Annotated in this window: 27 protein-coding genes; 16 read left to right on the top strand and 11 right to left on the bottom strand. The window is 38.5% G+C overall.

Translation table 11 applies throughout. From position 1 onward, the window contains the following. Nucleotides 1–30 precede the first annotated feature (30 nt). Nucleotides 31–714: a YgjP family zinc-dependent metalloprotease gene (locus A3K93_RS05660; protein ID WP_067729720.1), complete on the bottom strand. Its 684-nt coding sequence runs from the start codon at nucleotides 712–714 to the stop codon at nucleotides 31–33. Between the two features lie 137 nt (nucleotides 715–851). After that, nucleotides 852–1,523, bottom strand: a complete 672-nt coding sequence (gene rpiA, locus A3K93_RS05655; RefSeq protein WP_067729718.1) for a ribose-5-phosphate isomerase RpiA — start codon at nucleotides 1,521–1,523, stop codon at nucleotides 852–854. A 104-nt stretch (nucleotides 1,524–1,627) separates the two neighbouring features. Here rpiA and ilvA point away from each other — a divergent pair, with 104 nt between their 5' ends. From ilvA to A3K93_RS05640, 3 genes are all read left to right on the top strand, one after another. Continuing rightward, nucleotides 1,628–3,166 (top strand): threonine ammonia-lyase, biosynthetic, encoded by a 1,539-nt coding sequence (gene ilvA, locus A3K93_RS05650; RefSeq protein WP_067729716.1) that lies wholly within the window; start codon nucleotides 1,628–1,630, stop codon nucleotides 3,164–3,166. A 167-nt stretch (nucleotides 3,167–3,333) separates the two neighbouring features. Next, a complete protein-coding gene (locus tag A3K93_RS05645) occupies nucleotides 3,334–3,990 on the top strand; it encodes a potassium channel family protein (RefSeq protein WP_067729714.1) in 657 nt (218 codons plus the stop codon). Then, nucleotides 3,987–5,324, top strand: coding sequence for a TrkH family potassium uptake protein (locus A3K93_RS05640; protein ID WP_067729712.1), 1,338 nt, complete (start codon nucleotides 3,987–3,989; stop codon nucleotides 5,322–5,324). Before A3K93_RS05645 ends, A3K93_RS05640 begins: the two co-directional genes overlap by 4 nt. A gap of 57 nt (nucleotides 5,325–5,381) precedes the next feature. On the opposite strand, the gene A3K93_RS05635 is transcribed toward A3K93_RS05640, so the two are convergent. From A3K93_RS05635 to A3K93_RS05625, 3 genes are all read right to left on the bottom strand, one after another. Beyond that, nucleotides 5,382–6,530 carry a phospholipase A gene (locus A3K93_RS05635; protein ID WP_067729710.1) on the bottom strand — a complete coding sequence of 383 codons (1,149 nt, stop codon included), beginning with the start codon at nucleotides 6,528–6,530 and terminating at the stop codon, nucleotides 5,382–5,384. A 20-nt stretch (nucleotides 6,531–6,550) separates the two neighbouring features. Beyond that, a complete protein-coding gene (locus tag A3K93_RS05630) occupies nucleotides 6,551–9,490 on the bottom strand; it encodes an insulinase family protein (protein WP_067729709.1) in 2,940 nt (979 codons plus the stop codon). Nucleotides 9,491–9,661: 171 nt separating this feature from the next. After that, nucleotides 9,662–10,111, bottom strand: coding sequence for a GNAT family N-acetyltransferase (locus A3K93_RS05625; RefSeq protein ID WP_067729707.1), 450 nt, complete (start codon nucleotides 10,109–10,111; stop codon nucleotides 9,662–9,664). A gap of 256 nt (nucleotides 10,112–10,367) precedes the next feature. Here A3K93_RS05625 and A3K93_RS05620 point away from each other — a divergent pair, with 256 nt between their 5' ends. Genes A3K93_RS05620 through A3K93_RS05610 form a run of 3 tightly spaced genes read left to right on the top strand, consistent with a single transcriptional unit; the run spans nucleotide 10,368 to nucleotide 12,324 of the window. Then, a complete protein-coding gene (locus tag A3K93_RS05620; RefSeq protein ID WP_067729705.1) occupies nucleotides 10,368–11,372 on the top strand; it encodes an adenosine kinase in 1,005 nt (334 codons plus the stop codon). A gap of 14 nt (nucleotides 11,373–11,386) precedes the next feature. Next, nucleotides 11,387–11,695 carry a Rieske (2Fe-2S) protein gene (locus A3K93_RS05615; protein ID WP_171255093.1) on the top strand — a complete coding sequence of 103 codons (309 nt, stop codon included), beginning with the start codon at nucleotides 11,387–11,389 and terminating at the stop codon, nucleotides 11,693–11,695. 17 nt (nucleotides 11,696–11,712) lie between these two features. Continuing rightward, nucleotides 11,713–12,324, top strand: a complete 612-nt coding sequence (locus A3K93_RS05610; protein WP_067729701.1) for an OB-fold-containig protein — start codon at nucleotides 11,713–11,715, stop codon at nucleotides 12,322–12,324. A gap of 61 nt (nucleotides 12,325–12,385) precedes the next feature. On the opposite strand, the gene A3K93_RS05605 is transcribed toward A3K93_RS05610, so the two are convergent. Both A3K93_RS05605 and A3K93_RS05600 read right to left on the bottom strand, forming a co-directional pair. Further along, the gene (locus A3K93_RS05605; protein WP_067729699.1) at nucleotides 12,386–13,009 is read right to left on the bottom strand and encodes a YidB family protein; all 624 of its coding nucleotides are present in this window, start codon (nucleotides 13,007–13,009) and stop codon (nucleotides 12,386–12,388) included. Nucleotides 13,010–13,122: 113 nt separating this feature from the next. Further along, a complete protein-coding gene (locus tag A3K93_RS05600) occupies nucleotides 13,123–13,593 on the bottom strand; it encodes a DUF6231 family protein (protein WP_067729697.1) in 471 nt (156 codons plus the stop codon). Nucleotides 13,594–13,628: 35 nt separating this feature from the next. Between A3K93_RS05600 and A3K93_RS05595 the strand changes: the two genes are divergently transcribed. Further along, the gene (locus A3K93_RS05595; RefSeq protein WP_067729695.1) at nucleotides 13,629–14,501 is read left to right on the top strand and encodes a DUF2797 domain-containing protein; all 873 of its coding nucleotides are present in this window, start codon (nucleotides 13,629–13,631) and stop codon (nucleotides 14,499–14,501) included. Between the two features lie 88 nt (nucleotides 14,502–14,589). Here A3K93_RS05595 and A3K93_RS05590 read toward each other — a convergent pair whose 3' ends face one another. From A3K93_RS05590 to A3K93_RS05580, 3 genes are all read right to left on the bottom strand, one after another. Continuing rightward, entirely contained in the window at nucleotides 14,590–16,455 is a 1,866-nt protein-coding gene (locus tag A3K93_RS05590; protein WP_067729693.1) for a SurA N-terminal domain-containing protein, read from the bottom strand. A 130-nt stretch (nucleotides 16,456–16,585) separates the two neighbouring features. Next, nucleotides 16,586–16,858 (bottom strand): HU family DNA-binding protein, encoded by a 273-nt coding sequence (locus tag A3K93_RS05585; protein ID WP_067729691.1) that lies wholly within the window; start codon nucleotides 16,856–16,858, stop codon nucleotides 16,586–16,588. Between the two features lie 164 nt (nucleotides 16,859–17,022). Further along, nucleotides 17,023–17,496: a phasin family protein gene (locus A3K93_RS05580; RefSeq protein WP_067729689.1), complete on the bottom strand. Its 474-nt coding sequence runs from the start codon at nucleotides 17,494–17,496 to the stop codon at nucleotides 17,023–17,025. Between the two features lie 204 nt (nucleotides 17,497–17,700). Between A3K93_RS05580 and A3K93_RS05575 the strand changes: the two genes are divergently transcribed. The 8 genes from A3K93_RS05575 to fdx all read left to right on the top strand — a co-directional run bounded on the left by A3K93_RS05575 (nucleotide 17,701) and on the right by fdx (nucleotide 23,871). Further along, entirely contained in the window at nucleotides 17,701–18,348 is a 648-nt protein-coding gene (locus A3K93_RS05575; protein ID WP_067729686.1) for a hypothetical protein, read from the top strand. A gap of 113 nt (nucleotides 18,349–18,461) precedes the next feature. After that, nucleotides 18,462–18,935, top strand: a complete 474-nt coding sequence (locus tag A3K93_RS05570) for an Rrf2 family transcriptional regulator (RefSeq protein ID WP_067731679.1) — start codon at nucleotides 18,462–18,464, stop codon at nucleotides 18,933–18,935. Nucleotide 18,936: 1 nt separating this feature from the next. Beyond that, nucleotides 18,937–20,154 carry an IscS subfamily cysteine desulfurase gene (locus tag A3K93_RS05565; RefSeq protein WP_067729684.1) on the top strand — a complete coding sequence of 406 codons (1,218 nt, stop codon included), beginning with the start codon at nucleotides 18,937–18,939 and terminating at the stop codon, nucleotides 20,152–20,154. Nucleotides 20,155–20,257: 103 nt separating this feature from the next. Further along, nucleotides 20,258–20,644: a Fe-S cluster assembly scaffold IscU gene (iscU, locus tag A3K93_RS05560; protein WP_067729682.1), complete on the top strand. Its 387-nt coding sequence runs from the start codon at nucleotides 20,258–20,260 to the stop codon at nucleotides 20,642–20,644. Nucleotides 20,645–20,678: 34 nt separating this feature from the next. Then, a complete protein-coding gene (gene iscA / locus A3K93_RS05555) occupies nucleotides 20,679–20,999 on the top strand; it encodes an iron-sulfur cluster assembly protein IscA (protein WP_067729680.1) in 321 nt (106 codons plus the stop codon). Between the two features lie 103 nt (nucleotides 21,000–21,102). Next, complete coding sequence (gene hscB / locus A3K93_RS05550; protein WP_067729678.1) at nucleotides 21,103–21,618, top strand: Fe-S protein assembly co-chaperone HscB; 516 nt, start codon at nucleotides 21,103–21,105, stop codon at nucleotides 21,616–21,618. Nucleotides 21,619–21,657: 39 nt separating this feature from the next. Further along, the gene (hscA, locus tag A3K93_RS05545; protein ID WP_067729677.1) at nucleotides 21,658–23,517 is read left to right on the top strand and encodes a Fe-S protein assembly chaperone HscA; all 1,860 of its coding nucleotides are present in this window, start codon (nucleotides 21,658–21,660) and stop codon (nucleotides 23,515–23,517) included. 15 nt (nucleotides 23,518–23,532) lie between these two features. Further along, nucleotides 23,533–23,871, top strand: coding sequence for an ISC system 2Fe-2S type ferredoxin (gene fdx, locus A3K93_RS05540; RefSeq protein WP_067729675.1), 339 nt, complete (start codon nucleotides 23,533–23,535; stop codon nucleotides 23,869–23,871). 69 nt (nucleotides 23,872–23,940) lie between these two features. On the opposite strand, the gene A3K93_RS05535 is transcribed toward fdx, so the two are convergent. Next, nucleotides 23,941–24,903, bottom strand: coding sequence for an IS30 family transposase (locus tag A3K93_RS05535; RefSeq protein WP_067729673.1), 963 nt, complete (start codon nucleotides 24,901–24,903; stop codon nucleotides 23,941–23,943). A gap of 167 nt (nucleotides 24,904–25,070) precedes the next feature. Between A3K93_RS05535 and A3K93_RS05530 the strand changes: the two genes are divergently transcribed. Beyond that, a complete protein-coding gene (locus A3K93_RS05530; protein ID WP_067729671.1) occupies nucleotides 25,071–26,798 on the top strand; it encodes a hypothetical protein in 1,728 nt (575 codons plus the stop codon). Nucleotides 26,799–26,818 lie beyond the last annotated feature (20 nt).

The following is a 26,818-nucleotide window of genomic DNA, read 5'->3' as shown; positions in this document are numbered from 1 at the left end:
TAGCAGATTTATGGTGAATTAAAATACAAATTAACTTTCATTCCACCAATACGGCAGTGGTGTATTTTTTAACAATTGTCGATGTATTTTATGATTTGGATCAAACTGCTGTACTAATGCCCAAAAACGTGCGCTATGGTCAAAATGCCGAGTATGCGCCAACTCATGCACACATAAATAACGCACTACTGATTCTTGAAATAAAACAATGCCACTGTTGAGCATAATGTCATGCTTCGCTGAACAACTCCCCCAACGTGTTTTGGGCTGCCGAATTTTACACTGCTGATAATTCAGTCCAATTTGTTCTGAAACAGCTTTCAAATACAGAGGCAAAACCTGTTTAGCATATTCGATCACAAACTGCTTTAAATAAATTTCAGGTTGGCGGGTACTTACAGTTAGTACATTCTGTACATCGTCGTATATATAGTTTTGTTTTTGTGTGTTGTATTGAGTTTGAATCGCTGTACTTCGATCAAATAACTGAATTTCACTGGGCAAAATCCGCTCAATGCTCTCAACGCGCTGCTGCTGTGCCTGCCATGTTTTAATGATCCAACCTTCAGATTGCTGGATAAAATTTTGTATTTGACGCTGCGTACAAAATACAGGTGCTGTGAGTTTAATCTGCTGTCCATCGATTCTTAGACGCAGTCGAGTTGAGCGTAGATTACGAGTAATTTGAATTTCTGGGAGTTGGGATAGGGTCATTTTTTTATTTAATCATTATTTTAATCCCCCTCCTTGCGAAGCAGTGCTTCTCACCTTTTCTAAGGGGGAAGTCCTTCCTTAAAAAAGGAGAGAGAAAAGTCCCTCTTTATTAAAGAGGGATTTAGGGAGATTTAGAATTAGACAGCAGTATGTTCTTCAATACCGTTATTGGTCGCAACGATTGCAATATCAGCTTTGTTTAACGCGAAAATACCGTTACATACAACACCAGGGATGTCGTTAATAGTTTTTTCAAGTTCAAGCGCGTTTAAGATATTCAAATTATGAACATCTAAAATCACATTGCCATTGTCGGTCACGACACCTTCACGGTAAGCAGGATCACCACCTAAAGAAACGATTTTACGCGCCACAGCAGAACGCGCCATTGGAATCACTTCAACAGGAAGCGGAAAATCACGACCCAATTGCTCAACCCATTTTGAATCGTCAACGATACATACGAATTTTTTCGCAATAGACGCCACGATTTTTTCACGAGTTAGCGCAGCACCACCACCTTTAATCATGTGCATATGACGATCGATTTCGTCTGCACCATCGACATAAGCGTCAAGACCTGAAACTGAATTCATGTCGACCACTTCAATACCTAATTTTTTTAAACGCTGTGCAGTTGCTTCAGAACTTGCAACAGCCGCTTCCAATTGAAGCTCTGGGAGAAGATCAATTAAGAAGTTAACAGTACTACCAGTACCTACGCCTAAAATGCCGCCTTTTGGTAAGTGTTTTAAAGCCGCTTTGGCTGCAGCTTGCTTTTTCTCATCTTGGGTTGCATATAGACTCATGACTTCACTCAACTATTTTGGACTTTCGCAGTATTTTTGACCCGCAAAGCCGCATGGTTTGTTACAATAAAGGTCTATTTTAAACTGTTAGATGGAAAATTAACATGCTGTCTCGTTTGGTTCGACAAATTTTACAAGCAACGGTTTACGATGTTGCGATCGAAACTCCACTCGAAGCGGCACCACGAATTAGTGAACGTCTTAATAATAATATTCGTTTTAAACGTGAAGACCTCCAACCCGTATTCTCTTTTAAACTCCGCGGTGCCTATAACAGAATTAGTCAACTCCCAAAAGAACAACTGGAACGTGGTGTCATTACGGCATCTGCGGGTAACCATGCGCAAGGTGTTGCACTTTCAGGAAAAAAACTCGGCATTCGTGCGATTATTGTGATGCCAAAAACCACACCAGATATTAAAGTTCAGGCAGTAAAACGCTTAGGTGGTGAAGTTGTTTTACATGGCGACTCTTTTGATATTGCCAATAAATATGCCATCGCGCGTGCGGCTGAAGATGGTATGACCTTTATTCCACCTTATGACGATGAACTCGTGATGGCTGGTCAAGGAACTATTGCCAATGAAATCTTACGTCAATGGCGTGATGTGGAATATGTCTTCGTTGCTGTAGGCGGCGGCGGTTTGATCGCAGGTGTTGCAGCTTACCTTGGTGATGTTGCTCCGCATGTCAAAGTCATTCCTGTGGAATATGACGAATCCGCATGTTTAAAAGCTGCATTAGAAGCCAATGAACGTGTAATTCTGCCCTCTGTGGGTCTATTTGCCGATGGTACAGCTGTTGCACAAATTGGTGAAAAACCATTTGATGTGATTCGTCTGCAAAAATCTGACAATTCTGGTCCAATTGTTGAGCCAAATGTTGTACTTGTGAATACAGACGAAATCTGTGCTGCAATTAAAGATACTTATGACGAATGCCGTAGCATTGTTGAGCCATCAGGTGCAATGGCACTTGCAGGGATCAAAAAATATGTCGCTGAACATGGCTTAACAGGCAAAAACATGGTGTCGATCGTGTGTGGCGCCAACATGAACTTCGACCGTTTACGTTATATTGCGGAACGTACAGAGCTTGGTGAACGCAAAGAAGCGATTTTTGCAGTGACCATTCCTGAGGAAAAAGGCGCGTTCTTAAAATTCTGCCGTGCACTTCAGGGTCGTAACATTACTGAGTTTAACTACCGTGCGAGTGATGCAACAGCTGCACAAGTGTTCGTTGGCATTAGTTTGAAAAACGGCGAAAAAGAACGTCAAGAAATCTATGAAACCTTGAAATTCCAATATGACGTAGATGATTTATCGGATGATGAAGTGGCGAAGCTACATATTCGTTATTTAATCGGTGGTCATGCTGATATTGAGAATGAACGTTTATTCCGTGTGGAATTCCCTGAACGTCCAGGCGCGCTATTAACATTCTTGGAACGTCTTGGTCCAACGCATAACATTACCCTGTTCCATTACCGTAACCATGGTGCAGCAGAAGGTCGTGTATTGGTTGGTCTTGAAGCGGAAGATGCTCAACAAAACCCAGATGGCTTAGTGGAAACCCTAGAAAATATCACTTATCCATACCAAGAAATTACCAATAACTTAGGTTATCAACGTTTCCTGAAATAAGATAAAACTTTTTGAAACCGCCTTTCGAGGCGGTTTTTTAATAGCTTCATTTGAGTATTAACCCGATCACAACAATTAAATCTTCAGGATTGGATTAAATCTTTCAAATTTATGGCAAAATTTTACTAATTCAATCTGCATGATTAAAAATAGAGGTTCTTATATCCATGGCACTATTTGCTGTGATTGGCCTAGGAAGCTTCGGTGCCACGATTGCCACGCAACTCATGAGCTTAAATCATGATGTCATTGGCATAGATTCAAATAAAAAATTCGTTGAAAATATTTCAGATCAACTAAGTCATGCCGTGATTGCTGATGCGACAGATGAACACGTTTTAGATGAACTTAATGTTCAAAAATGTGAAGCCGTTGTGGTCGCGATTGGTGAAGACATCGAAGCCAGTATTTTATGCGTACTCCATCTTAAAAATATGGGCGTTAAAAAAATTTGGGCTAAAGCCAAATCGAAAGCGCATCATATGATTTTAACCCATTTAGGCGTGGATAAAATTATTCATCCTGAAGAAGACATGGGCGTCCGTGTGGCACAGTCATTAAGCTACCCAATGGTCAGCCGTTATATGGCATTAGAAGATGATCATTTTATTGTAAAAATCAAAATTGATGCTGAACAAAACGGTATGCGTCTACATCAATTAATGGATCATGTGCCTGAAGTTAAAACATTAATGCATAAGCGTGGTGAAGAATTACAATATTCTTTAGACCCAAATCTAATTTTACAGACCGATGATTTCCTTGTCGTTGAAGGTCTATTAGAACCTTTGCGCCGTCTTTCTAAGTATTTTAAACACGCATGAAAAAACTAGTAGAGAAAAATCGAACCATCAATTTAAGCCCACCCAGTTTATTGGCCTTGGGCTTTTTGGTGCTGATTATTATCGGATCTATTCTTCTCATGCTGCCCGTTGCGCATCATCAAGATGTCACATGGATGCAGGCAATTTTTACTGCAACATCCGCCGTAACGATTACAGGACTATCTGTTGTTAATGTCGGTGAAGCGTATACCGTGTTTGGGAAAGTCGTGATTATGCTGTTACTACAGTGCGGTGGCTTAGGTTTTATGACCTTTGCAATCTTAGCAGTGGTCAGCCTTGCGCCCAAATTAGGCTTAAAACAGCAAGTGATGGCACAAGAGTCTATTGGTCAAACCAGTTTAAAGAAAGTTACCCACACGATTAAAGCGGTCTTTATTTACTCACTATTTTTTGAAGCAATTGGCACCATTATTCTCACAATTGCTTGGATGCAAGACTACAATTTCAATCAAGCCTTTTTCTATGCAGCTTTCTATAGTGTTTCAGCCTTTAACAATGGAGGGTTTTCGCTGTTCCCCAACAGTTTAATGAGCTTTTCAGGACAGTACTTTGTTACCTTTACCATTAGTATGCTGTATATCCTCGGTGGTATCGGCTTTTTAGTGCTAATGGATATTAAACGCCATAAACGCTGGAAAAAACTGACACCCAATAGCAAGTTAATCATTACCACCATCTGTGGTTTGAACTTAACTGCCTTTATCGTGATTTGGCTATTAGAAGCATCTAACCCACAAACATTAGGTTTAATGAGTTTAGGTGATCAAGCCTTAAATGCATGGTTCCATGCCACTGTACCCCGCTCTTCAGGGTTTTATAGCTTACCGATGGATCAATTGACCGATGCTTCAACTTTAGTCACCATGATGTTGATGTTTATTGGTGGTGGCTCACTAAGTACTGCAGGCGGTATTAAAGTTGGAACGTTTATTGTGGTGATTTTAAGTGTCATTAGCTTCTTACGCCGTGAAGAAGAAACGCGACTATTTAAACACTCGATTTCTAAACAAGCAGCTTTTAAAGCCTTATCTGTCGTGTGTATCACCGCCGGTCTGATCATGATGGGCTTCTTTACCTTATTGATTTTAGAACCTGATTTAGACTTTTTAGACATTCTGTTTGAAGCAGTTTCTGCAGCCTGCACCGTGGGTTTATCTCGCGGTATTACCGAAGAACTGCAACCTGCCAGTTTATTCATTATTATGCTTTTAATGTTTGCAGGTCGTTTAGGTCCTCTAACCTTGGCATATTTTATTGCAACACCGAAAAGAAGCCGAATTAAACATCCATCGGCAGAAATTCAAGTCGGTTAATTTTAGATGAAAAAAACCACGCAAAAGCGTGGTTTTTTATTATTCCAAAACTGATATTTAGAACCAATTCATCAGTGAAACACCCAATCCCAAGTAGGTCGCACGGTGATTATAATCAATCATACTTTCACCATAGCCATCAAAGAGTTGGAAATTACCGCGTAAGCGTCCACTGATTGGGAATGACCAATCAAAGCGTACTGCACCGCGGTTATCTTCACCATCTTTAAAACTATGGCGTAGTAGCACAGAAAAATCATGTTCATTCCAGCGGTAGAACATGTTGATATCACCACGTCCAATATAGTCGGTAATATCCGGGTTATTGTCGTCTTTAAAATCTTCTTTAATGCGATACCAAGGGCGAATCATCAGGGCGAAGTTATCACGCTCAAAACCTAAGTTCAGCATCACGCGATTCCAACTTCGTGACCAAGGATCTGAACGACCATTCGACTGGTGATTTAAAGTTAAACCCAATAAGCGCCAGTTCAGACCTAATAACTCGTAATTAGTTCTAAACATCAAGGTTGCTTCAGGTTCATAATTGGTTTCGCGGAACGGTCGTGACTCATCCCCGTTATAGACTTGCCAACGTGAACTTTGCGTATAGCCCAGCCACAAATCACCGTTATCACCAAAGATATTTTCAACTGCTTTGGTTTTGAGCGACAGCTGGAATTTTGCTTCATTAGAAGTTAAGGGACGTTCATCTTCAGCAGAAACCGTATTTTCAGGATTTTCACTACGTGGACGTTCGTTTTTATTACTGGTCCAGAACACTGGCATCAAATAGACAGGCTGGTAAGCTCGAATATTCCATGTCCCCAACTTACTTTCAGGAGATAGTTCCCAACGGCTATCCATTAAAGAAAGTTCAGGCGTCAGTTTCGTGGCTTCAGTCGCGTAGATATTTGACACTGCACTACTAATTTTCGCTTTTAGATTATCCGGTTCAGGGGCCAATTCTGCTGCAGCACGACGTTCAGAGATAATCGGCTGAGTATCTGGTTTTGCTTTAAATACAGCATCGTAACAAGCCAAACGTTCTGAATTGGTTTCAACAGCTGAACACGCTTCTGCAGTCGCTGGCATCGGACTGTCAGGTACAGCATGAATTGTTCCATTTTCAGCATGCACTACAACAAAAGCACCGAGCGAAATGCTCAGTGCCATTGTTGAGCGCTTAAAAGCATTAAGCGCCATCTGAGGGTCCTTTTATAATTTTATTGAACTTGTTTAATCACAAATCCGAGTTGTTCTAAAGTTTCACGTTTTGCCATTGGAGCCACAACAGCTTTTGATGCTGTTTGATTCAATAAATACTGTTGTGCAACTCTTTTCAAGTCATCCAAGGTTACAGAGAGTAAACGCTCACGCATTTGCTTACGGAATGCAGGCGTACGTTTATGTAAATATGCATAACATGCCGTAATTGCCTCACCTGCTGGCGAACCTGGTTTATCCATGCTTGCAATCAGACCTAAAATCGCTTCCTCAAGCTGATGTGGTTGCTGTGGTGCATTGAGCAACCAATCAATACTCGCTTCAAAGTCTTGGAAAGTTTCTGCTAGACGTGGATCACGATAGCTATAGAAGCGGAATGAACATGCATTTCCATCGTAGCTTGCACCGCCACCATAAGCTCCACCTTTCTCACGAATAGCACTATGCAAGAAACCATTACGTAAATATCCTGCAAGCACCATCAAAGGCGCAGCATCAGGATGTGACACTTCAACTGTTGGATAAGCAGCTGCACAGAACTGTACATTGGCTTGAACTAACCATGCTTCATCTTTTTCATTAACTTGAGTATCGACTTTTTTTAATTCAACAGATGCACGATCAACTGCAAGTTTGTCCCAAACAGTTTGAACTTCTTCAACTAAATGTTCAGATTGATGTTCTTCACAAACCAATAAGAACTGTTTTGGCGCTTGTAGTAAAACACGGTGAATCGCTTGAAGCTCTGCAATTAGTGCATCGTAAGCAGCTGCGTCATTCTCAATGCTTGCTAACAATTCAACCAGCCAATTGAGCGCGCCAAGTCCTGTGTTTTTATAGTCACGTAATGCGAGTGCGCTATGATGGCGAGAAGCCGCTTGCATCGCATAACTATGACCTGAACCTGAAACGCGTGCTTGCCAACGTGTCTTACGTTGTTGCAGTAACTCAATAATGCGATCTTTTTCATCAAAACGAAGTTGTTCAAAACCCGTTTTTAACAATTGAATGGCTTGTAAGTTATTAACAAGAGATTTAGTCGTTAAGGTCAACCACGCAGAGATTTTGTTTTTATCATCAACTTTTGAGCGTAGCGATGCGCCCATACCTAAGCCACCACTAACAGCCGTTTGTAACTGCTGGAAGCTCAAGTAATCGTATTCACCCGCACCTACTTCACCGACTAAAATCGAAAGCAAGTTAAAATACGGCGACTGTACAACTTCATCAGGAATTTGCACCAATACCTGTTGATAGTAAATACCATTGGTTCCCGCATGATACAGGTTTAATGGTGTATCAATACCATTACAGATAATTTCACGCAATTGACCACGCACAATTTGCAGCTCAGCAGGTACATCTTCCAAACCTACTTTTGGCAATAGGTTAAGATCATCAGGTGTATCTTGACGAAGATTCAAAGCTTCGGTTTGTTTCACAATTTCAGCTTTTTGCTCTTCAGTCAGATTTTTACCAATTTCAGCCAAACGTGCTTTTTCATCTGCAATTTCTTTCGCAGATTTTTCTGCATCAGGCACAAGTGTCAACTGCACACGATGTGGATTATCTATTAAATGGGTTTTAATTAAGTTTGAAAGCCACATTGGATCTTTCAATTCTTCTTTCACCGCTGCAATTGCAGAATCTACGTCCCAGACTTCAACTGGATCACGATGATGAATTGCACTACTTAAACCACTTAAAATTAAGCTTAGACCATACGGTGTACCATCGCCGTTGATCTCGCGTTGATGCAATTCAATTTGATGTAAAATCGCATCCACCATGTTTTGATCAACAGGTTTTGAAGCGACTTCTTCTAAGACTTTGAAAACGCCATTTTTAAATTCTTCAGTGTGTTCAGGGTTAGAACCTTGAACTGCGCAGTAGAAGGTCATTTCAAAGTTAGAGTCATCCACACCCATGAATGGACCGGTTGCTTCAGCATAACCACAGGTTTCTAAATAATGACGCAGTGGTGAAGCTGAGTCCTCAAGTAAAATACCTTCAACGAGACGCATACCTAGACGAAGTTTAATATCACTCGCTTCAGGCAATAACCATGACAATACGTGATAAGTCTTATCTTTAAGATCTTCACCATCAACCGCGTAGGTATCTGTGACAGTAATTGGCGCTGCTAAACGTGTTTCAGGTGTTGAATATAAAGTTTCGCCTTGATCAAATTTAGATAATGCGAGTGTTTCAAACTGTTCTTGTAAGTCATACGCAGGCGTATTACCAAAGGTCATAAACACCGCATTACTTGGATGATAATGCGTTTTATAGAACTGAACCAATTCTTCGTATGTCAGATCAGGAATATCTTTAGGATCACCACCTGAATTGTAGTGATACGTTGTATTTGGGAATAAATGATGCGCAACTGCATGATACAACTGATCTGAAGGTGAACTCATAGCCCCTTTCATTTCATTAAAGACCACGCCTTTATAAACAGGCTCACCATTTTCAAGCTCAATACGAATGCCTTCCTGAGCAAAATCGAGTGGATTCAAATTCGCAGCAAATGCAGCATCCATATAAACTTCAAGTAAGTTTTGGAAGTCTTTCTTATTTTGTGTCGCAAATGGGTAAGCGGTCCAATCTGCTGCGGTGAATGCGTTCATAAAGGTATTTAAAGAACGGCGAATCATCAGGAAGAATGGATCACGCACAGGGAATTTTTCAGAACCGCATAATGCTGTATGTTCTAGAATGTGAGCTTCACCTTTCGAATCCATTGGCTGGGTACGAAATGCTACTAGAAATACATTTTCGTCGTGATTTGTCGCCAAGTGATAATGAATGGCGCCAGTCACTTTATGTTTATATTCAGACACCGCAATGTCTAAAGCTTCAACATGGTGTTGACGTACCAACTGAAACGCGGGATGTACAGTATTTGAAATGGTTTCAGTGACATCTACAGTCATGCGATCTCCTAATTTTCATTTATGATTAACTGAGAACATTATAGCTTTAGTTATTCGGAATATTCACGTTGAAAACCGATCATTTTAGTCAAATTAAGTAAGCTCGATGATTCCTTGTCAAAATCATCGCGCTTTATGCAACAATATAAAAGGAAAAAATAAAGCTAAAAATTAAACTAGGTATTTGAAATAATTATAATTTGGATGACTTTCCACAAAAACGTAATTCAGCTTTTGATAAAAACTTGCGGCATTTTTAGTATCGGTTTGCAAACAAAGCGCTGCATAGTGTGGTCGCGCTAATTTTTCTAAAAATGCCAGCAATTGACGACCTATACCATGTTGACGATATTTAGGATGAACATAACAACGACGTACACGACCAATACGCGCCTCAATCTCCTGATCACCCCATTGTTGATTTAAGCCACCACAGGCAATTAATTTATCACCATCATAAACCAATGCGAGATATTCATTGTCACGACTAAAACTATTTTTACCAGTTTGATATTCCTCGATTAATTTATCCAGCAAATCAAAGCCCTCTTTACGTGCCTGTTTTGCCAGTGTTTGCATTTGTTCAGGGAGTTGTTCAGCCTTTACAATCTTAATATCCATATACACACTACTAAATCAATTTTGAGTGAACACGATTTTTTATTTAAAACCGTACATTACTTATAAATAAAAAAAGCCTACTAACGCAATGGCAACCGCATATAAATTTCACATTTACATGAAAATTACACTAATTTAACATCATGAAATATTCGATGCTTTTTTGATTTTTTTTTGAAAACGTTTCAGCATGCTACAGCTAAAGAAAACATTGGTGTACACTAAAACCTTCCGTTCTTTTGATGTGATGTAAGACATGGCAAATGTTGATCTTTTTGCAATTGGTAATGCACTAATTGACCAAGAATTTAAAGTGACTGACGACTTTTTAACTGCACAAAAACTGCAAAAAGGTACGATGCAACTTTGCGATGGCGAAACACAAGCAGCATTATTTAATGCACTTCAAGAAAGCCAAATTTATAAAGGTCAGGCATCAGGTGGTTCTGCAGCCAATACAACCGTTGCATTTGCAGCTCTAGGTGGTTCAGCATTTTATGCGTGTCGTGTCGGTAATGACGATTTAGGTCAAGTGTATTTAGATGGTTTAAACGAAGCTCATATTCAAACCACAAAAAAATCGATCAGTGAAGGTACCACAGGTACATGTATGGTTTTGGTCAGCGATGATTCTGAACGTACTATGCATACCTATTTGGGTATTACGGCAGAACTGACCGAACAGCAAATTGATTTTGAACCACTCAAAACTGCACAATGGTTATATATTGAAGGCTACTTATCGACTTCAGATTCAGCACGTTTAGCAGTTAAACAAGCGCGTGAAATTGCTAAATCCAATCATGTAAAAATCGCACTTACGCTTTCTGACCCTGCCATGGTGCAATATGCCCGTACTGGTTTAGATGAAATGATTGCTGACGGTGTGGACCTGTTGTTCTGTAATGAACAAGAAGCTTTGATGTATACACAAACTCAAGACATTGATTCAGCATTAGCAAAATTAAAAACATTAAGCCAGCATGTGGTGATTACGCTTTCTTCAAGTGGCGCGCTGATTTCTACCCCTTCAGAAACTTTTAAAGTTCCGGGTCGTGCGGTTATCGCTGTAGATACTAATGGTGCGGGTGATGCATTTGCAGGTGCGTTCTTATATGCCTTAAATGCAAATTTAGGCTTTACGACTGCCGCTGAACTTGCCATTTTAATTTCTAGCCAAGTGGTTTCTCAGTATGGTCCGCGCTTAGCGATTCGTGACTATGCTGCTTTACTTGAAGATTTTCAAAAGGAATGTGCTTAATGTTTAAGATTTGCATGACGGAAGATATTCCTGAGCGCGAAGCACGATCATTCGAAACACCTGAGGGTGAGATCATTTTTATCACTCAGCGTGATGGCAGCTTCTATGCGTATCAGAATATTTGCCCACACTTACAAGTTGAACTCGAGTTTCTTGAGAATCAATTTTTAGACCGCGATCAAGAATACATTGAGTGTTCAACCCATGGTGCATTGTTCATGGTAGAAAGTGGTGAATGTATTTCTGGTCCTTGCCAAGGACAAGCGCTTGAAAAAGTGAATATTGAAGTGCATTCCGATGGTGGAATTTACCTGTCAGAATAATCACATAGGTTTTGAGTATGCCAGCATTTTTACTTGACTATAACTTGATGCCATTTCATTTAAGTTTATTCGCCGTATTGTTGCTTGGCTTACTCGAAACATTAGGTTTTTATTTTAATCTACGTCCGAGTCGTATTATTCAAAAAGTTTCACCTTATCGTTTTGATCATGTTGCATTATTTAATGTGAAATTTTCAAAAACCTTAATTGTGTTTTTTTTATTAATGAACTTCAGTTTTGCAGGCTATGTTTTACAACTCATGGTTTACGCGCAAGACCGAGAATTTTTGCCCGCATATTACCTGATTGTTCCTGCACTCATCATCGCGCTATTCTTTACCGTATTTATGATCCATTGTCTGGATCAAGTTATTCCACCTAAATTTAAAAAGAAACATTCACATCTTTTAGGTCGTCTAGCGACCATCTCGAGTGGTAATGCACGTCCAGGATTTTCTGCCCAGGCACGGGTTCGTGATGAATTTGGACAATTGCATTATGTTCAAGTCGAACCTGAATTTGGTGAACTTGAATTTCAATCGCAGATTATTCTGGTGCGTTTACGTAAGTCTCATTATGTCGCCAAGAAAATCAGCAAATCGAATCGACTTTTCGGCTTAGACAAATAACATTAAAAAAGCCCAGTTTTCACTAGGCTTATATTTTTATCTATCTACTTTTATAAATAGCTTATCTTTTTAAAAAACCTGAGACCATATTCAACACATTTTGAATATCATCATTGGCTTCTTGTTTATCTGTTTGCTCACCTTTTGGCGTCAAAGAATCAATAATTTGCGGCAGAACCTGTGTAATCGCTTGATAAACATCTTGCTTTGGTGCTTGCGCTTGTGAGGCAACCTGTTCAATGTCTTGATCGTCAAATAAGTGCTGAACTTGTTGGGTTGGAATTGGTGCATTCTCACCAGGTCCTGTTGATACCCAATCTTCCACTTGACTAGTTAAGCCTTGCCCTTTGAGTTTATCCAAAGCACCTTGAATGCCACCTTGTTTTTGAATCCAAGCCAATACAATCGGTAATACTGCAATAAGAAGCGTTGTACCAGTAGAACCACCTCGTGTAGATGAGCTATTTGTCGCTGTTTGACCACCCAATTGACCTAATACAGAACCGAGGATGCCGCCCAATCCACCTTGTGATGATTGATTCTGACTTTGTCCTGTATTTCCACCAAGCTGACCTAATACAGAACCTAAAATACCACCTAAACCGCCTTGGTTTGAAGATTGTTGATTTTGCTGACCCAATGCCTGTTTCGCCAAAATTTCAACAATATTACTTAAATTTGTCATGTTGTTATTCCACTGCTATTTATTTATAGCATACGGTGTACTTAAGGACGATCGATGATGAAATTGTTACTATTTTGCAAAGTACCCAATGTATGGACAACTCCTGTAGACGCTTACCAGCGGAACTTATCCCAATTTTCCGGATTCGCCCAGAATTTCGAGTTAAACCAGTCCGGCACATGTTTATAAGTCAAAATATTAAACTGCCACAAAGCAAAGTCGGCATCATGGGTGGTTTTATCAATTAATTGAGTCAATCCCAATGAGCGCAATAATTTTTCATCTTGTAATCGACTGACGACCAATAAGCGCTTGGCAAACAAATCACGTAATTTTACTAAAATTTGACTCACTTGCTGTGCACTCAGCGTTTGCATCTCTTGAGTATCTAACAAAACCATCGCCATATCATAACGTTGCTGAAAAGGCAGATTTAAAAACTCAGATACGTTAAAATAGTGCCATTGAATGGACTGATTTGATGGTATGAGGCTCAAGTCCTGCCCAATACAAATCGCAGTATGGATTGGCTGCTCCTTTGCAAAATCGTCTAGCATAGAAGTTATGACATTCTGTTCAGCCATTAACTGCATCCTTATGTTTTAAGTGAGAAATTTTTATGGAACTTCAGGGCATTTGCCATAAAATGCACGCTGGTTTAATCAACCTAAGTGTAACTGATCAACACGTACAACAGGCAAATGTTGAGTATAAATTTATCTTAGACCGTTCACAAATTGATCTGCCTTTTAGTTTAGGTCAAGAAATTGAAATTGAATGGACAGGTAAAATTATCTGTGTTTCATGTGGAAATAAAACTAATAAGTCCTTCTCGCAAGGACATTGTTTCAAATGTTTTAAAACCAAAGCTTCATGTGATATGTGTATTATGAAGCCAGAGACCTGCCACTATCATTTAGGCACATGTCGTGAAGAAAGTTTTGCCCAAGAAGTCTGCTTCCAACCACATATTGTTTATCTAGCTAACTCAAGTGCTTTAAAAGTAGGGATAACACGTTTCGGTCAAATGCCAACGCGTTGGCTCGATCAAGGTGCAACGCAAGCCTTACCGATCATGCAAGTCGGCTCTCGACGTTTATCAGGTCAGCTTGAAACCATGTTTGGTACGCAAGTCGCAGATAAAACTGACTGGCGTAAACTCTTAAAAGGCGAAGCTGAGCCTATTAATTTACTCGAAATCCGAGATAATCTTTTGGAAGAATTTTCACCTCAAATTCAGCAGATTCGTGATGAGTTCAGCATGAATTTTGACTTTAATGAAAATGTAGAGATTCTGGAAAAAGAATTGCCACGTGAGTTCATCTATCCTGTTGAACAATATCCTGAAAAAATCAAATCGCATAACCTTGATAAAACCCCAATTATTCGAGGTAAACTACAAGGCATTAAAGGTCAGTATTTAATTCTAGATACGGGTGTCATCAATATTCGTAAATATACTGGCTATGAACTAAAAATTCGTGCAGAGTAATTTAAGTTCTCTCTATATTTATATCGCTTTTATATTTATCTTAAGACAAAAAAACCAGCCCTTAGGCTGGTTTTTTATGCAAACAGCTTTACTTAATCTTTGCGTGTGCTTTTAAATAACGTGTGTAATCTTCAAATTCTTGTTGACCACGTAACTGTTGATACAATTTCAACAATTCAGCACGTTGTTCAGCACTCAATACAGACGCTGGATTTTTCTTCACTTCAGACACTGCAACAACAACCAATTCATTTGGCAATAATGCTGTTGTAGCTGACCAGTGACCTGCTGCTGGTGTTTTCACACTAAATGCAGCACGTTGAACATCACGTTTAAGTAAACCATCTGCACGTGTAAATAGACCGGCATCGGTAAAGTTCAATTGACCTTTATTTACAGCACTTGTAGGCTTAGTTTTAAATTCATTCAATGTATTTTGAATGTTTGCTTTCGCCGCATTAAATACTTTTTCTTCAATCAATTTCGCTTTAACTTTGGCTTTTGCCTCAGCAAGAGTTTGTTCACCTGCTGCATGGTAATTACGTACTTTTACCCAAGCCACATCACCATTTTTCAACTGAATGCTTGAAGATGCATTACGATCACCATTCTTCACATCATCATTGAACAGTTTCACTTTCAATGCTGGATCGCTTAACAATTCATCTTGAGTAGAAAGTGTTACGCCTTTTGCAGTTTGTACGCGAACAGTTTTCAACTCTTGTACGACAACATCAAGTGAATCACTACCAACCACCATGTCGTTTAAGCTATTCACAGTATCAGAGAAAACATTGGCTTTCTTCGCTGCAAGTACTTGTTCAGTTAAACGTGCTTTCTCAGCTTCAAACGAAGGAACTTTTACCGCTGGCGCATTGGTTTCAATTAAATGATAACCGTATTCAGTTTTAATCGGCGCTGAAACTTGACCAGACTGTAATGCATTTACCGCACTATCAAACGCTGTACCAAATACACCCGCTTCATAGGCAGCCAATACACCACCCTTCGCTTTAGATTCTGTATCTTCAGAATACTGAGCAGCAGCTTGAGCGAAAGTCGTGCCTGCTTTAATTTTTGCAGCAACTTCAGTCGCTAACTTTTTAGCTGCAGCATCATCACGATTATCTGTAGTAATCAGAATATGCTTCACTTGTGGCTTGACTGATTTCTTTTGCTCAGCAACAAATGATTGATAAGCTTCTTGTAATTCAGCATCAGTCGCTTGTGCTGTTTGTGCTGGAATATCAGTTGGTTTCACAACCACATAATCTACATCAACGCTTGTTGGTTGTTTAAATGCAGTTTTATGCTTTTCATAATAAGCGGCAATTTCTGCTTCACTGACTTTGACATTTTTCTTGTAACTTTCGAGATTGACGCTCGCAATATGAATATGACGTTGCTCAGTTTGTAAATTTGCAATTTGAGCAATATCAATCGTACTCACCAATGGATAATCGGTAAAAGTCGTTGATAGCATTTTCAATGCATGGTCTTTACGTAAACTTTCAACCAATGCACGGTTGGTCATACCTACAGACTTTAAGTAGTTTTCAAAGAGTGCGTCAGAAAATTTACCATCTTGCTGGAATGAAGGTTGCTGTGAAATCATTTGGGCAATTTGCTGATCGCTCAAGCTAATGCCTAATTTTTCAGCTTGTTGCAATAACAAAGTACGTGCAACCAAAGTATCCATTGCTTTTTGATCAATAAAACTTTGATTTAATAAAGTTTCATCACTATTGGCATAAGCAAGGTATTGTTGTTTGAATGTTTTCGTTAATGACTCTAATTCTTTTTCAGAGATGTCAGTACCGTTCACAGATTTAACGCTGTCTTTACTGCCCCCGCTAAAATATCCTTCAATACCTACAAGCGCTAAAGGGGTCAAAAACAGAACGAGCAAGACCTTGCCCAACCATCCCTTAATAACTTTACGAAAAGATTCCATAAGTATTCCAATATTTTAATTGCGTGGAATTTTACCCGAAAATGCGCTATGAATGAATGCGTTCATCGGTTCAATTTGTTTATTCAATAAAAAACGCGCCAAGATTGGCGCGTTTCATCGCTGAATAGACTTATGCAACAGCGTCTTTCAAGCCTTTACCTGCTTTGAAGCTTGGTACTTTGCTTGCTTTAATTTCAAGCGTTGCACCAGTTTGTGGGTTACGGCCAGTACGTGCAGCACGTTCTTTAACGCCGAAAGTACCAAAACCAACTAAAGTAACTGTGTCGCCATTTTTTAGCGCTTCAGTAACAGAAGCAATTGTAGCATCTAAAGCTTTACCTGCGTCAGCCTTAGATAATCCCCCTTTCTCTGCAATTGCATCAATTAATTCTGATTTATTCATGAAAATTACGTCCTCTTAATTTCGTTTATTTAAGATCCAAGAAATTTGTATAAATTGCCATATCGACTTTATAGCAATGCTTTAGGTCTAAACGCAATACTCTTGAACCTCTTTTTATTCAAAAAATATGCGAAAAAAACAATGAATAATGAATAAAGTCATTTTTATTGGTTTTTTTTCGACAATTCTGCCTTTAGCTTTTCCTGCTCAGCAGTCAACAAATCGATTTTACTGTGCAGTTGAAGGATGAGTCTTTCTAAATGTTGTACGTCCTTCAACGTGACTAATCCTATCCGATTCAAAGAATGATGAACAGAGTTATCAATCAGTTTTTCAACCTTATCTTTGGTATCAGTGACAGATTCTTTGGCTTTTTCTGAGACTTTTTCGACAGTTTGGTCAGCAATTTCTGTGGTTTTAGATTCTAGCTCTTCGCCAACCTTGACCAATGAGTCAAACAGTTTATTGCCTTCTTCCTCTGCACGAGAAAAAGCCCCTAATCCGGCCAACCAAATTTGTTTGGTGTATTTTCTAAAATCGAGTACCGACTTACGATCAGATGCAGATCTCGTCTTGGTTTTAACCGTTTTTTCATTTGAATTTTGATGATCATCTTGCGCGATTTTAGTCTTATCCATGCGCACATCTCCAGATTATTTTTACAGCAAATACATTAAATAAATCTACAAAACCTCACCATAATAGCAAATATAGTACTTGATACATTTGCTAAACTGTTCTACAAAGCAGTTTATTTCAAGTCTTTTTGTTGAACCCTGAAAGATTATGACAAGCAGGATGCTTAATTTATTTCACTTTTCAGGTAAGGATTAATTGCATTTATGAGTGAATCGCAAGAGAGTCAAAAACAACCCCCTTTGTTGTTAACCATGACTTTAATCGTTCTAGAAACGATATTCACGTTTATTCTTAAACATGACCGTGTTGTGGCATTACAAGCGAAAAAATTTGTTGATGAAAATATCGCGATCAAGCTGAATAGTTATATTCCCTATTTCGACATCTTTTTACAATTTACGGAAAATGGTCTGCTGTTTGATCATAAAGCACCGAATAAAATCATTGACCTTGATATCCGTACTACGCTGCCTGATCTGATCAAAATCTTTATTTTTGGTAACCGCCGCAGTATTAAAGCCATGCGTATTGATGGCAATAAAGTCCTAAAAGATGAATTTCGTGATCTTTTAACTTTATTCGCATTACCAAAATTATTATCGGACTGGAAAATCTGGCTGTCAGAACCACGTGATAGTGATGATGTGATTGCCTCTAAAAATCGTATTGCTCCACTTTTAGAGAAGATTGAACAACAACGTTCAAATATCAATACACTTCAAGTACAAGTCAAGCAATATAAGAATCGTCTGAAACGTCTTGAGCGTCGTCAGAAGCGGATTAATATTGGCTTTAGCATTTTTTCTATACTCCTTATTACGTTATTAGTATATAATTGGATAAATCCCTAAATTGTTCTTTTTAGGGAACAATTCTTTAGTCTTAAGTCCTCATAAAAATACTTGACTAATTTAGTCAGGATTCATAAAATCGATACATCTAGTCTAACCATGTGTATCGAATCATGCGCTTAACCACTCGCGGTCGCTACGCAGTGACTGCTCTACTTGATTTAGCTTTGCAGCCAACTGAACAAACGATCACGCTTGCTGAAATTGCAGCTCGTCAAACGATTTCTGTTGCTTATTTGGAGCAGTTATTTGCAAAACTTAAGCGTCATGGCTTAGTGTCGAGTGTTCGTGGTGCCAATGGTGGTTATCACCTGGCACGTAACGCTGATGAAATTACCGTGTTAGAAATTATTGAAGCTGTAAACGAAACTGTTGATGCAACTCGTTGCGACCATAAAGGTAACTGCCAAAACGGTGCAATGTGCTTAACTCATGATTTATGGCAGGAACTCTCCCACCACATCGCCGATTATCTTGCAAAAATCACTCTTGCTGATCTCGTCGCTCGTGACAACGTACAAACGGTTTCACTTCGCCAAAATTCAGCAAACTTAGATTCAGCCCTTTTATCGGTTACAGGTATTTGACATGAAACGTCCGATTTATCTTGATTATGCAGCTACAACTCCTGTAGACCCTCAAGTCGCAGAACGCATGATGGAGTGTTTAACTTTCGAAGGTACCTTCGGTAATGCAGCATCTCGTTCACATGCTTATGGCTGGCAAGCGGAAGAGAAAGTTGAATACGCTCGTGAACAAGTTGCAAACCTTGTTAAAGCTGATCCACGCGAAATCGTATGGACTTCAGGTGCAACAGAATCTGACAACTTAGCCCTTAAAGGTGTTGCTCAGTTCTACGGTTCTAAAGGTAAACACATCATCACATCTAAAATTGAACATAAAGCAATTTTGGATACGTGCCGTGAATTAGAATCTGAAGGTTTTGAAATTACGTATCTTGAGCCACAACCACAAACAGGTTTAATTACCCCTGAAATGGTTGAAGCTGCGATCCGTCCAGATACGATTCTTGTTTCACTTATGATGGTGAACAACGAAATCGGTACCGTGACTGATGTTGCGGCGATTGGTGAAATCACTCGCGCGAAGAAAATTTTCTTCCACGTGGATGCTGCACAGGCTGCCGGTAAAATCGAAATTGATCTTTCCACAATGAAAGTCGATTTGATGAGTTTCTCTGGTCACAAAATTTATGGCCCTAAAGGTATTGGTGCTCTTTATGTACGTCGTCAACCACGTGTACGTATTAAAGCGCAAATGCACGGTGGCGGTCATGAACGTGGTATGCGTTCTGGTACATTAGCAACACACCAAATCGTAGGTATGGGTGAAGCGTTTGAACTTGCAGGTAAAAACCTTGCAGCTGAACAAACTCGTTTACGCGTTCTACGTGACAAACTTTGGAATGGCTTGAACTCAATGGAACAAGTTTTCCTTAACGGTCACCCTACTCAAAACGTTGCCAACTACTTGAACGTGAGCTTCAACTTTGTTGAAGGTGAATCACTCATGATGGCGCTTAAAGATGCTGCAGTATCTTCAGGTTCAGCTTGTACATCTGCAACACTTGAACCATCTTATGTGCTTCGTGCCTTAGGTCTTTCAGACGAACTTGCACACAGCTCAATTCGTTTTAGCTTCGGTAAATATACGACAGAAGCTGATATTGACCACGTGTTAAATGTCACTAAAGCAGCTGTTGAGAAGTTACGTGAACTTTCTCCGCTTTGGGATATGTATAAAGAAGGGATTGACCTTTCTTCAGTCGAATGGGCTGAGCACTAATTTCACTCATAAGATAGTCATTTTTTAATGGCTATCTTATTGATAAATGTTTTTTAACCCCCATATTTAAATTAAGGCTGACCCCGAGGTTTGGAGAAGCAACATGGCTTATAGCGAAAAAGTAATTGATCATTACGAAAATCCTCGTAATGTTGGTGTTTTAGACAAAAATGCTGAAAACGTTGGTACTGGTATGGTCGGTGCTCCAGCGTGTGGTGACGTAATGCGTTTACAAATTCAAGTGAACGACGAAGGCGTAATCGAAGAAGCTCGTTTTAAAACTTATGGTTGCGGTTCTGCAATTGCATCAAGTTCATTGGTTACTGAATGGCTTAAAGGTAAAACTTTAGATCAAGCTCAACAAATCAAGAACATTGATATTGCAAACGAACTTGCGCTTCCACCTGTAAAAGTACACTGCTCTGTTCTTGCTGAAGATGCGATTAAAGCAGCTGTAGAAGACTACCGTAGCAAGAAAGTTAAAGCTTAATTGTTCCACGTTTTGAAATTTTAACGGAGTTTTCATGATCCATTTAACTGAAAATGCTGCAACTCATATCAGCAATTATTTAAAAAATCGCGGTAAGGGTGAAGGCATTCGCGTTGGTGTGAAAACTTCAGGCTGTTCTGGTTTAGCTTATGTACTCGAGTTCGTTGATGAAATTGATGAACACGATGAAACTTTTGAACAGTTTGGTGTAAAAGTATTTGTTGACCCGAAAAGTCTGGTGTATCTCGAAGGTTTAGAGATGGACTATGTAAAAAATGGCTTAAATGAAGGCTTCGAATTCAATAACCCCAATAAAAAAGGTGAATGTGGTTGCGGCGAATCGTTTACGGTTTAAGCCATACCACAAACCTTTAAAAGATTAAAACAGTGTATAACGCACTGTTTTAATTGTATTTAGCTTGCTCTTTTTTGCAAAATAATCGCGGACACAATCTCCCATGAATCATTTTGAGTTGTTCAATCTTCCAGTAGCACTCGATATTGATTTAGCAGCTTTAAAGTCTGAATTTCTAAAGTTGCAGCAACAATATCACCCAGATAAAGCCGAAGACAAAGATCTTGCTTTAATCAAATCAAGTGAAATCAATCAAGCATTTAAAGTACTTTCTGCGGTCGATAGTCGCGCTGCTTATTTGTTGTCTCTCAAAAAACAAGATTATCATTTAGATCAATCCATTAGCGATTTCGAGTTTTTACAAGATGCTTTAGAAATTCGCGAACAATTGGATGAAGCAAGCTCTGCAGATGATCTAAAATCTTTAAAAGTTGAAGTTCAGCAATGGATTGATGGCTTAGTTCGTGAATTTAAAATTGATTACACGGATGAAGATTGGGGTGAAGCTCGCGATACCGTACGTAAGCTACGTTTCTTTGTCAAAGTAATGGCAGATATCGATAAAGCGGAAGATCGCTTTTTAGATGATGACAGCTTTGATTTAGATGATGATTTTTAAAATTCTTTTTAATATTTAACGTGCAAAGGATGTAACACAATGGCTCTCTTGCAAATTGCAGAACCAGGTCAATCAAGTGCACCGCATGAACACCGCATTGCGATTGGTATCGATTTAGGCACCACCCACTCTTTGGTTGCCACGGTTCTATCAGGTCAAGCCAAAGTACTCAAAGATGAACAAGGTCGTGTGTTACTTCCTTCTATTGTTCATTATGCAGCACAAAGCACCGAATACGGTGATGAAGCTAAGCCTTTTATTACGAATGATCCTAAAAATACCATCGTTTCTGTAAAGCGTTTTATGGGACGTTCAGCTGCTGATATTAAATTCCAGCATCCCTACGCTTTAACGGGTGAAGCAAATGAAATGCCAGCATTTGATACTGCTCAGGGTCGTAAAACGCCTGTCGAGATTTCAGCTGACATCTTAAAACAACTCAAAGACCGTGCTGAAGCAAGTTTGAAAAATGAGATTAATGGTGCAGTGATTACTGTTCCAGCTTATTTCGATGAAGCACAACGTCAGGCAACACGTGATGCAGCACAACTTGCAGGTTTAAATGTTCTACGTCTATTAAACGAACCGACTGCTGCTGCAGTTGCTTATGGTTTAGACCAAGACACTAATCTAAGCACAGATCGCAACTATGTGATTTATGACTTAGGTGGCGGTACTTTTGACGTCTCTATTTTACGTTTTAGCCAAGGTGTATTCGAAGTTTTAGCGACTGGTGGTCATACAGCACTCGGTGGTGATGACCTTGACCGCTTAATTCTAAAGTGGGCAAAAAAACAGTTAAATATCGAAACTTTAGATGACGCTGAATATGCACATCTGATTGTTGCTGCACGTAAAGCTAAAGAAGCATTATCTGATCGAGAAACAACACAATTACAACTCTTAGACCAAACGCTTACCTTAGATCGTGCAACATTTGAAGAGATCATCAAAGTTGCTTTAGACAAAACGATTAGTGTTTGTAAACGTGTAATGCGTGATGCCAAACTTGAACTTAATGATATTCAAAATGTTGTTCTTGTCGGCGGTTCAACACGTTCTTATGCAGTGCAAAAAGCCGTTCGTGAAGTATTTAACCAAGAACCACTTTGCACGATTAACCCAGATGAAGTGGTTGCAATCGGTGCTTCAATTACAGCTAATCAATTAATCGGCAACAGTAAAGACGGTTCATTGTTATTGGACGTAACTCCACTCTCGTTAGGTCTTGAAACCATGGGTGGTTTGGTGGAACGTTTAATTTCACGTAATACTGCAATTCCTGTGGCGCGTCGCCAAGAATTTACGACATATCAAGATGGTCAGACCGCTATGCTGATTCATGTGGTACAAGGTGAACGTGACTTAGTTGAGCATTGTCGTAGTCTCGGTCGTTTTGTGTTGCATGGCATTCCGCCAATGACTGCAGGTCAAGCGCGTATTGAAGTTACTTTCCAAGTAGATGCTGATGGCTTACTCACTGTTTCTGCCAAAGAAACCACGTCTGGTGTCACAGCAAAGATTGACATCAAGCCGTCATATGGTCTGTCTTCTGAAGATACTGAACGCTTGCTGATTGAAGGTTTCAAATATGCAGAAGAAGACAAAAATCTGCGTCATTTAAATGAAACCAAAGTAGAGGCGAAACGTGAGCTTGAAGCATTAGTTCAAGCACTTAAAGTGGATGCAAAACTACTTTCTGAACAGCAGCTCACTGATTTACAATCTGCTCAAGCTCAATTAGAAAATCAGTTACAAGGTTCAGATATTAAAGCCATTGAATCTGCAATTGAACAGCTTAAAATTCACAGTGATGCTTTTGCAGCAATGCGTATGAATCAGCACATTGATGCCGCATTGAAAGGCACTAAGCTTGATGACTGGTCAAACTCAAATTAATTTAAGGTAAAGATTATGCCACGTATTAAAGTTCTTCCACATGCGCAGATTTGCCCTGAAGGCGCTGAGTTTGAAGTTGAGCCAAATGCCAATTTATGCGAAAGCCTACTCAACAATGGCATCAAAATTGAACATGCTTGTGATATGTCAGCTGCATGTACAACTTGCCATGTCGTTGTACGTAAAGGCTTTGATAGTCTAGATGAAATGAACGACGTAGAAGCTGACTTACTTGATCGTGCTTGGGGCTTAGAACCCGACTCTCGCCTGTCTTGCCAAGTCAAATTGGTTGATGAAGACCTAGAAGTTGAAATTCCGAAGTACACGATTAATCATGCTTCTGAAAATCATTAAAACTTAATGAGCTGTTACTTGAAGATATTTAATAAAAATATCTTCAAGTATTTTTTATAATTGGCGGATTCAAACGGCAAGTGCAACAGTATAAAAACCAGCCATAACTTCACTCGGTGTATACCAACCTAGTGTTTTTCTAGGACGATGGTTGAGTGCAAATTCTATCTGCTCTATTTGTTCGTTTGACACATCATCAAACGATGATGATTTTGGCAGATATTGACGGATTAAACCATTCGTATTTTCATTTCTAGCTCGCTGAATAGACTTGTAAGGATCAGCAAAATACGTCTCTATCCCAGCATCAGTAATTCTTTTGTGTTCGGAAAATTCTTTGCCATTATCAAATGTCACACTATAAGCATGGCTCATTTGTAAACGATCTAATGCACAAGTAATCGTTTGAGAGGATGCTCTCGTTGGCCCTAAATGAACAATATGTACATACAGGCTCTTTCGATCAACGAGTGTCAATAAAGCACCTTTATGATGTTTACCAATCACCGTGTCACCTTCGAAATCTCCTAAACGTTGTCGTTGATCAATGACCTGGTCTCTGCAGTGAATACTTGTTTTATCAATGATTTGCCCCCTACGATCCGTGTTTTTGTAACCGCGTTTTCGATATTTCTTCTGATGCCTTAAGTGTAGATGGAGTTTACCTCCTTGTGATTTATCTTGATAAATGTACTGGTAAATCCACTCATGTGAAGGTACATCCAGCCAACCGCGTTGTGTTAAAGCACCTGAAATTTGTTCTGGTGACCAGTCCAAACCAATCAAATAATCAATATAAGCGAAGGCAAATGCTGTCATTGATGATGAAGGACGGTACCGTCTTTGACTTGCAAATTTAGCTGCCTGTTGAGCTCTATATCCACGTTGCCCAGTATTTCTTTTTATTTCACGGTAGATGGTTGATCGTGAACGTCCTAACTCCCGAGCAAGGGTAGCGATTGAACTTTTACTTTTCAAAGTAGCATAAATTTCGTATCTTTCATCTTGAGAAAGTTGGGTGTATTTCTTCATTGTGTGCTTTCCAATTGCGAGTTGAAAAAGTCTAATGATTCTATGAATACACCTAACTTTTTCAACTAACTACAAATGTGTTGCACTTGGGATTTGAATCTGCGATTAAAAATATGATAAAATCTTTTGAAAACACTTACTTAATTTAAACTCATTAGTAGAAAGATATGAACGATTATATTCCTTATGAAATACGCTCATTTGCCAATCAGATTGATCCAAACTTAGACTTGTATTGGGTAAATAATTGCCAAAAACTATTCTCACAACTTGATACAAAACAGAAAGAAATGGTAGCTAGCCAAATTTTTCAAAAAAAATTTATATATTGGGATAAAAAAAATAATAGCTTTAGACTCACGAAAGAACATAGTTTTGCAACATATATTACTACTCTCGAACATGCGGGAATGAGAAATCTCGCTGAGAAAATTTTAACTTCATGCAATCAGTTAGAAAAATATTCAAATATAGAGGAAATTGCAAACTTTATTGAAGGTTTGGTGTCACAGGTAGCTAAAATTGACACGGAAGACAATATACTACTTCAAAAATACAAAAATCAGATAAAGTCAGAATTAATTTATCATATTGCGAACATTATCAAAGAAAAAGATAACATTATAATTCCAAATAATGAGCGTCAACTAAACACAGAAATATTAAAAGTTTTCATCAATGAAGTATACTTAAAACAGCAACTGCTCAATTTTTGGTTTAAATCCGTTCCAATTCGTGAATTAAAAACTTTTAAACATTCACTTCTCAAAGATTTTACATTACAACAGAAAAAATTACGTCAACTAGAAATTATTAAAACCTCTAAATTCTTTTTTTGTTTATCACAACCCAATAATAAAAACGTTAATACCTATTCAATAAGACGCTTTTTAAATGAAGAAAAAAGTTTAATTTCAGATAGTATATATTTAAATGGTGTTGGTTTAGATATAACCCTCATTGATAATAATAATTATACTGATCTCTTTCGCACCAATATTTTAAAAATTGTGACAATTGAAAAACAAATCAGCGATGAGGTAACAAATTTTATTGAAAATTTGCAAAATCTGAATAGTAATATTTTGTTACCTTTATTAACAAAACCACTTGACTCTTCTGGTTTAAATATGGAAAAGGTTATTGAAGACCGTTTAATTGATTTCGAGAAAAATTTGATCTTAAATATTTTAGAGCCAACATGTGAATTCTTAAAGTATAAAATTAATCACCAAGATGAATCTAACTATATCTTTGTAAGTTTAAAAGAAATTTTTTCTGATATATTAAGTTATTTTAAAGACTTTCAAAGTCAACCAGCCTTACTATTTGATTCCAAGTCTAAAGTGTTCTTTTATCGATTATTAGCTTGGCTTAATTTAATTGAGAAACGTTATTCTCAAATTTTCATCAAGCAATCTACAGAAGATTGGAAATTATCAAATGAAATGATGCATAACTCCATAACTGAATTATCACTTATTATTAAAACATCAATTAACGCGTATAAAGAGAATCTTAAAAATATCAAAATTCTCGAACGTGAAATTGAAGCTTCAAATGGATTTATAGGTAAAATTTTTAATACAAAAAAGAAAAAAGAAGAGAATCTAATTTTACTAAAAGAAAATCTAAATAAAATTAAAGTTAATGCATTTATTGATATCATACGTGTACCCAAAAACCATCCAAGTACAACTGTATATTTGGAATATGAAGCAGAAATTTCAATCAATGAAAAAGAAAGAAACTATGCTTTTTCAGTGGGAGAAAATGGTATAACTCGATTACCTATTATGGTACAACTACCTGAAGACAGATCTAAATTTAATTTAAATGAGGTCTATCACAACTTGAATTTCGATATCAATTTAGCAAATCAAAAGTGGGTTTAATTATAAAAAGGCTCCTTTTT

This window comes from Acinetobacter sp. NCu2D-2 (genome assembly GCF_001647675.1).
In the GTDB taxonomy this organism is placed as follows: Bacteria; Pseudomonadota; Gammaproteobacteria; order Pseudomonadales; family Moraxellaceae; genus Acinetobacter.
This window is presented reverse-complemented; position numbering and strand designations above follow the sequence as displayed.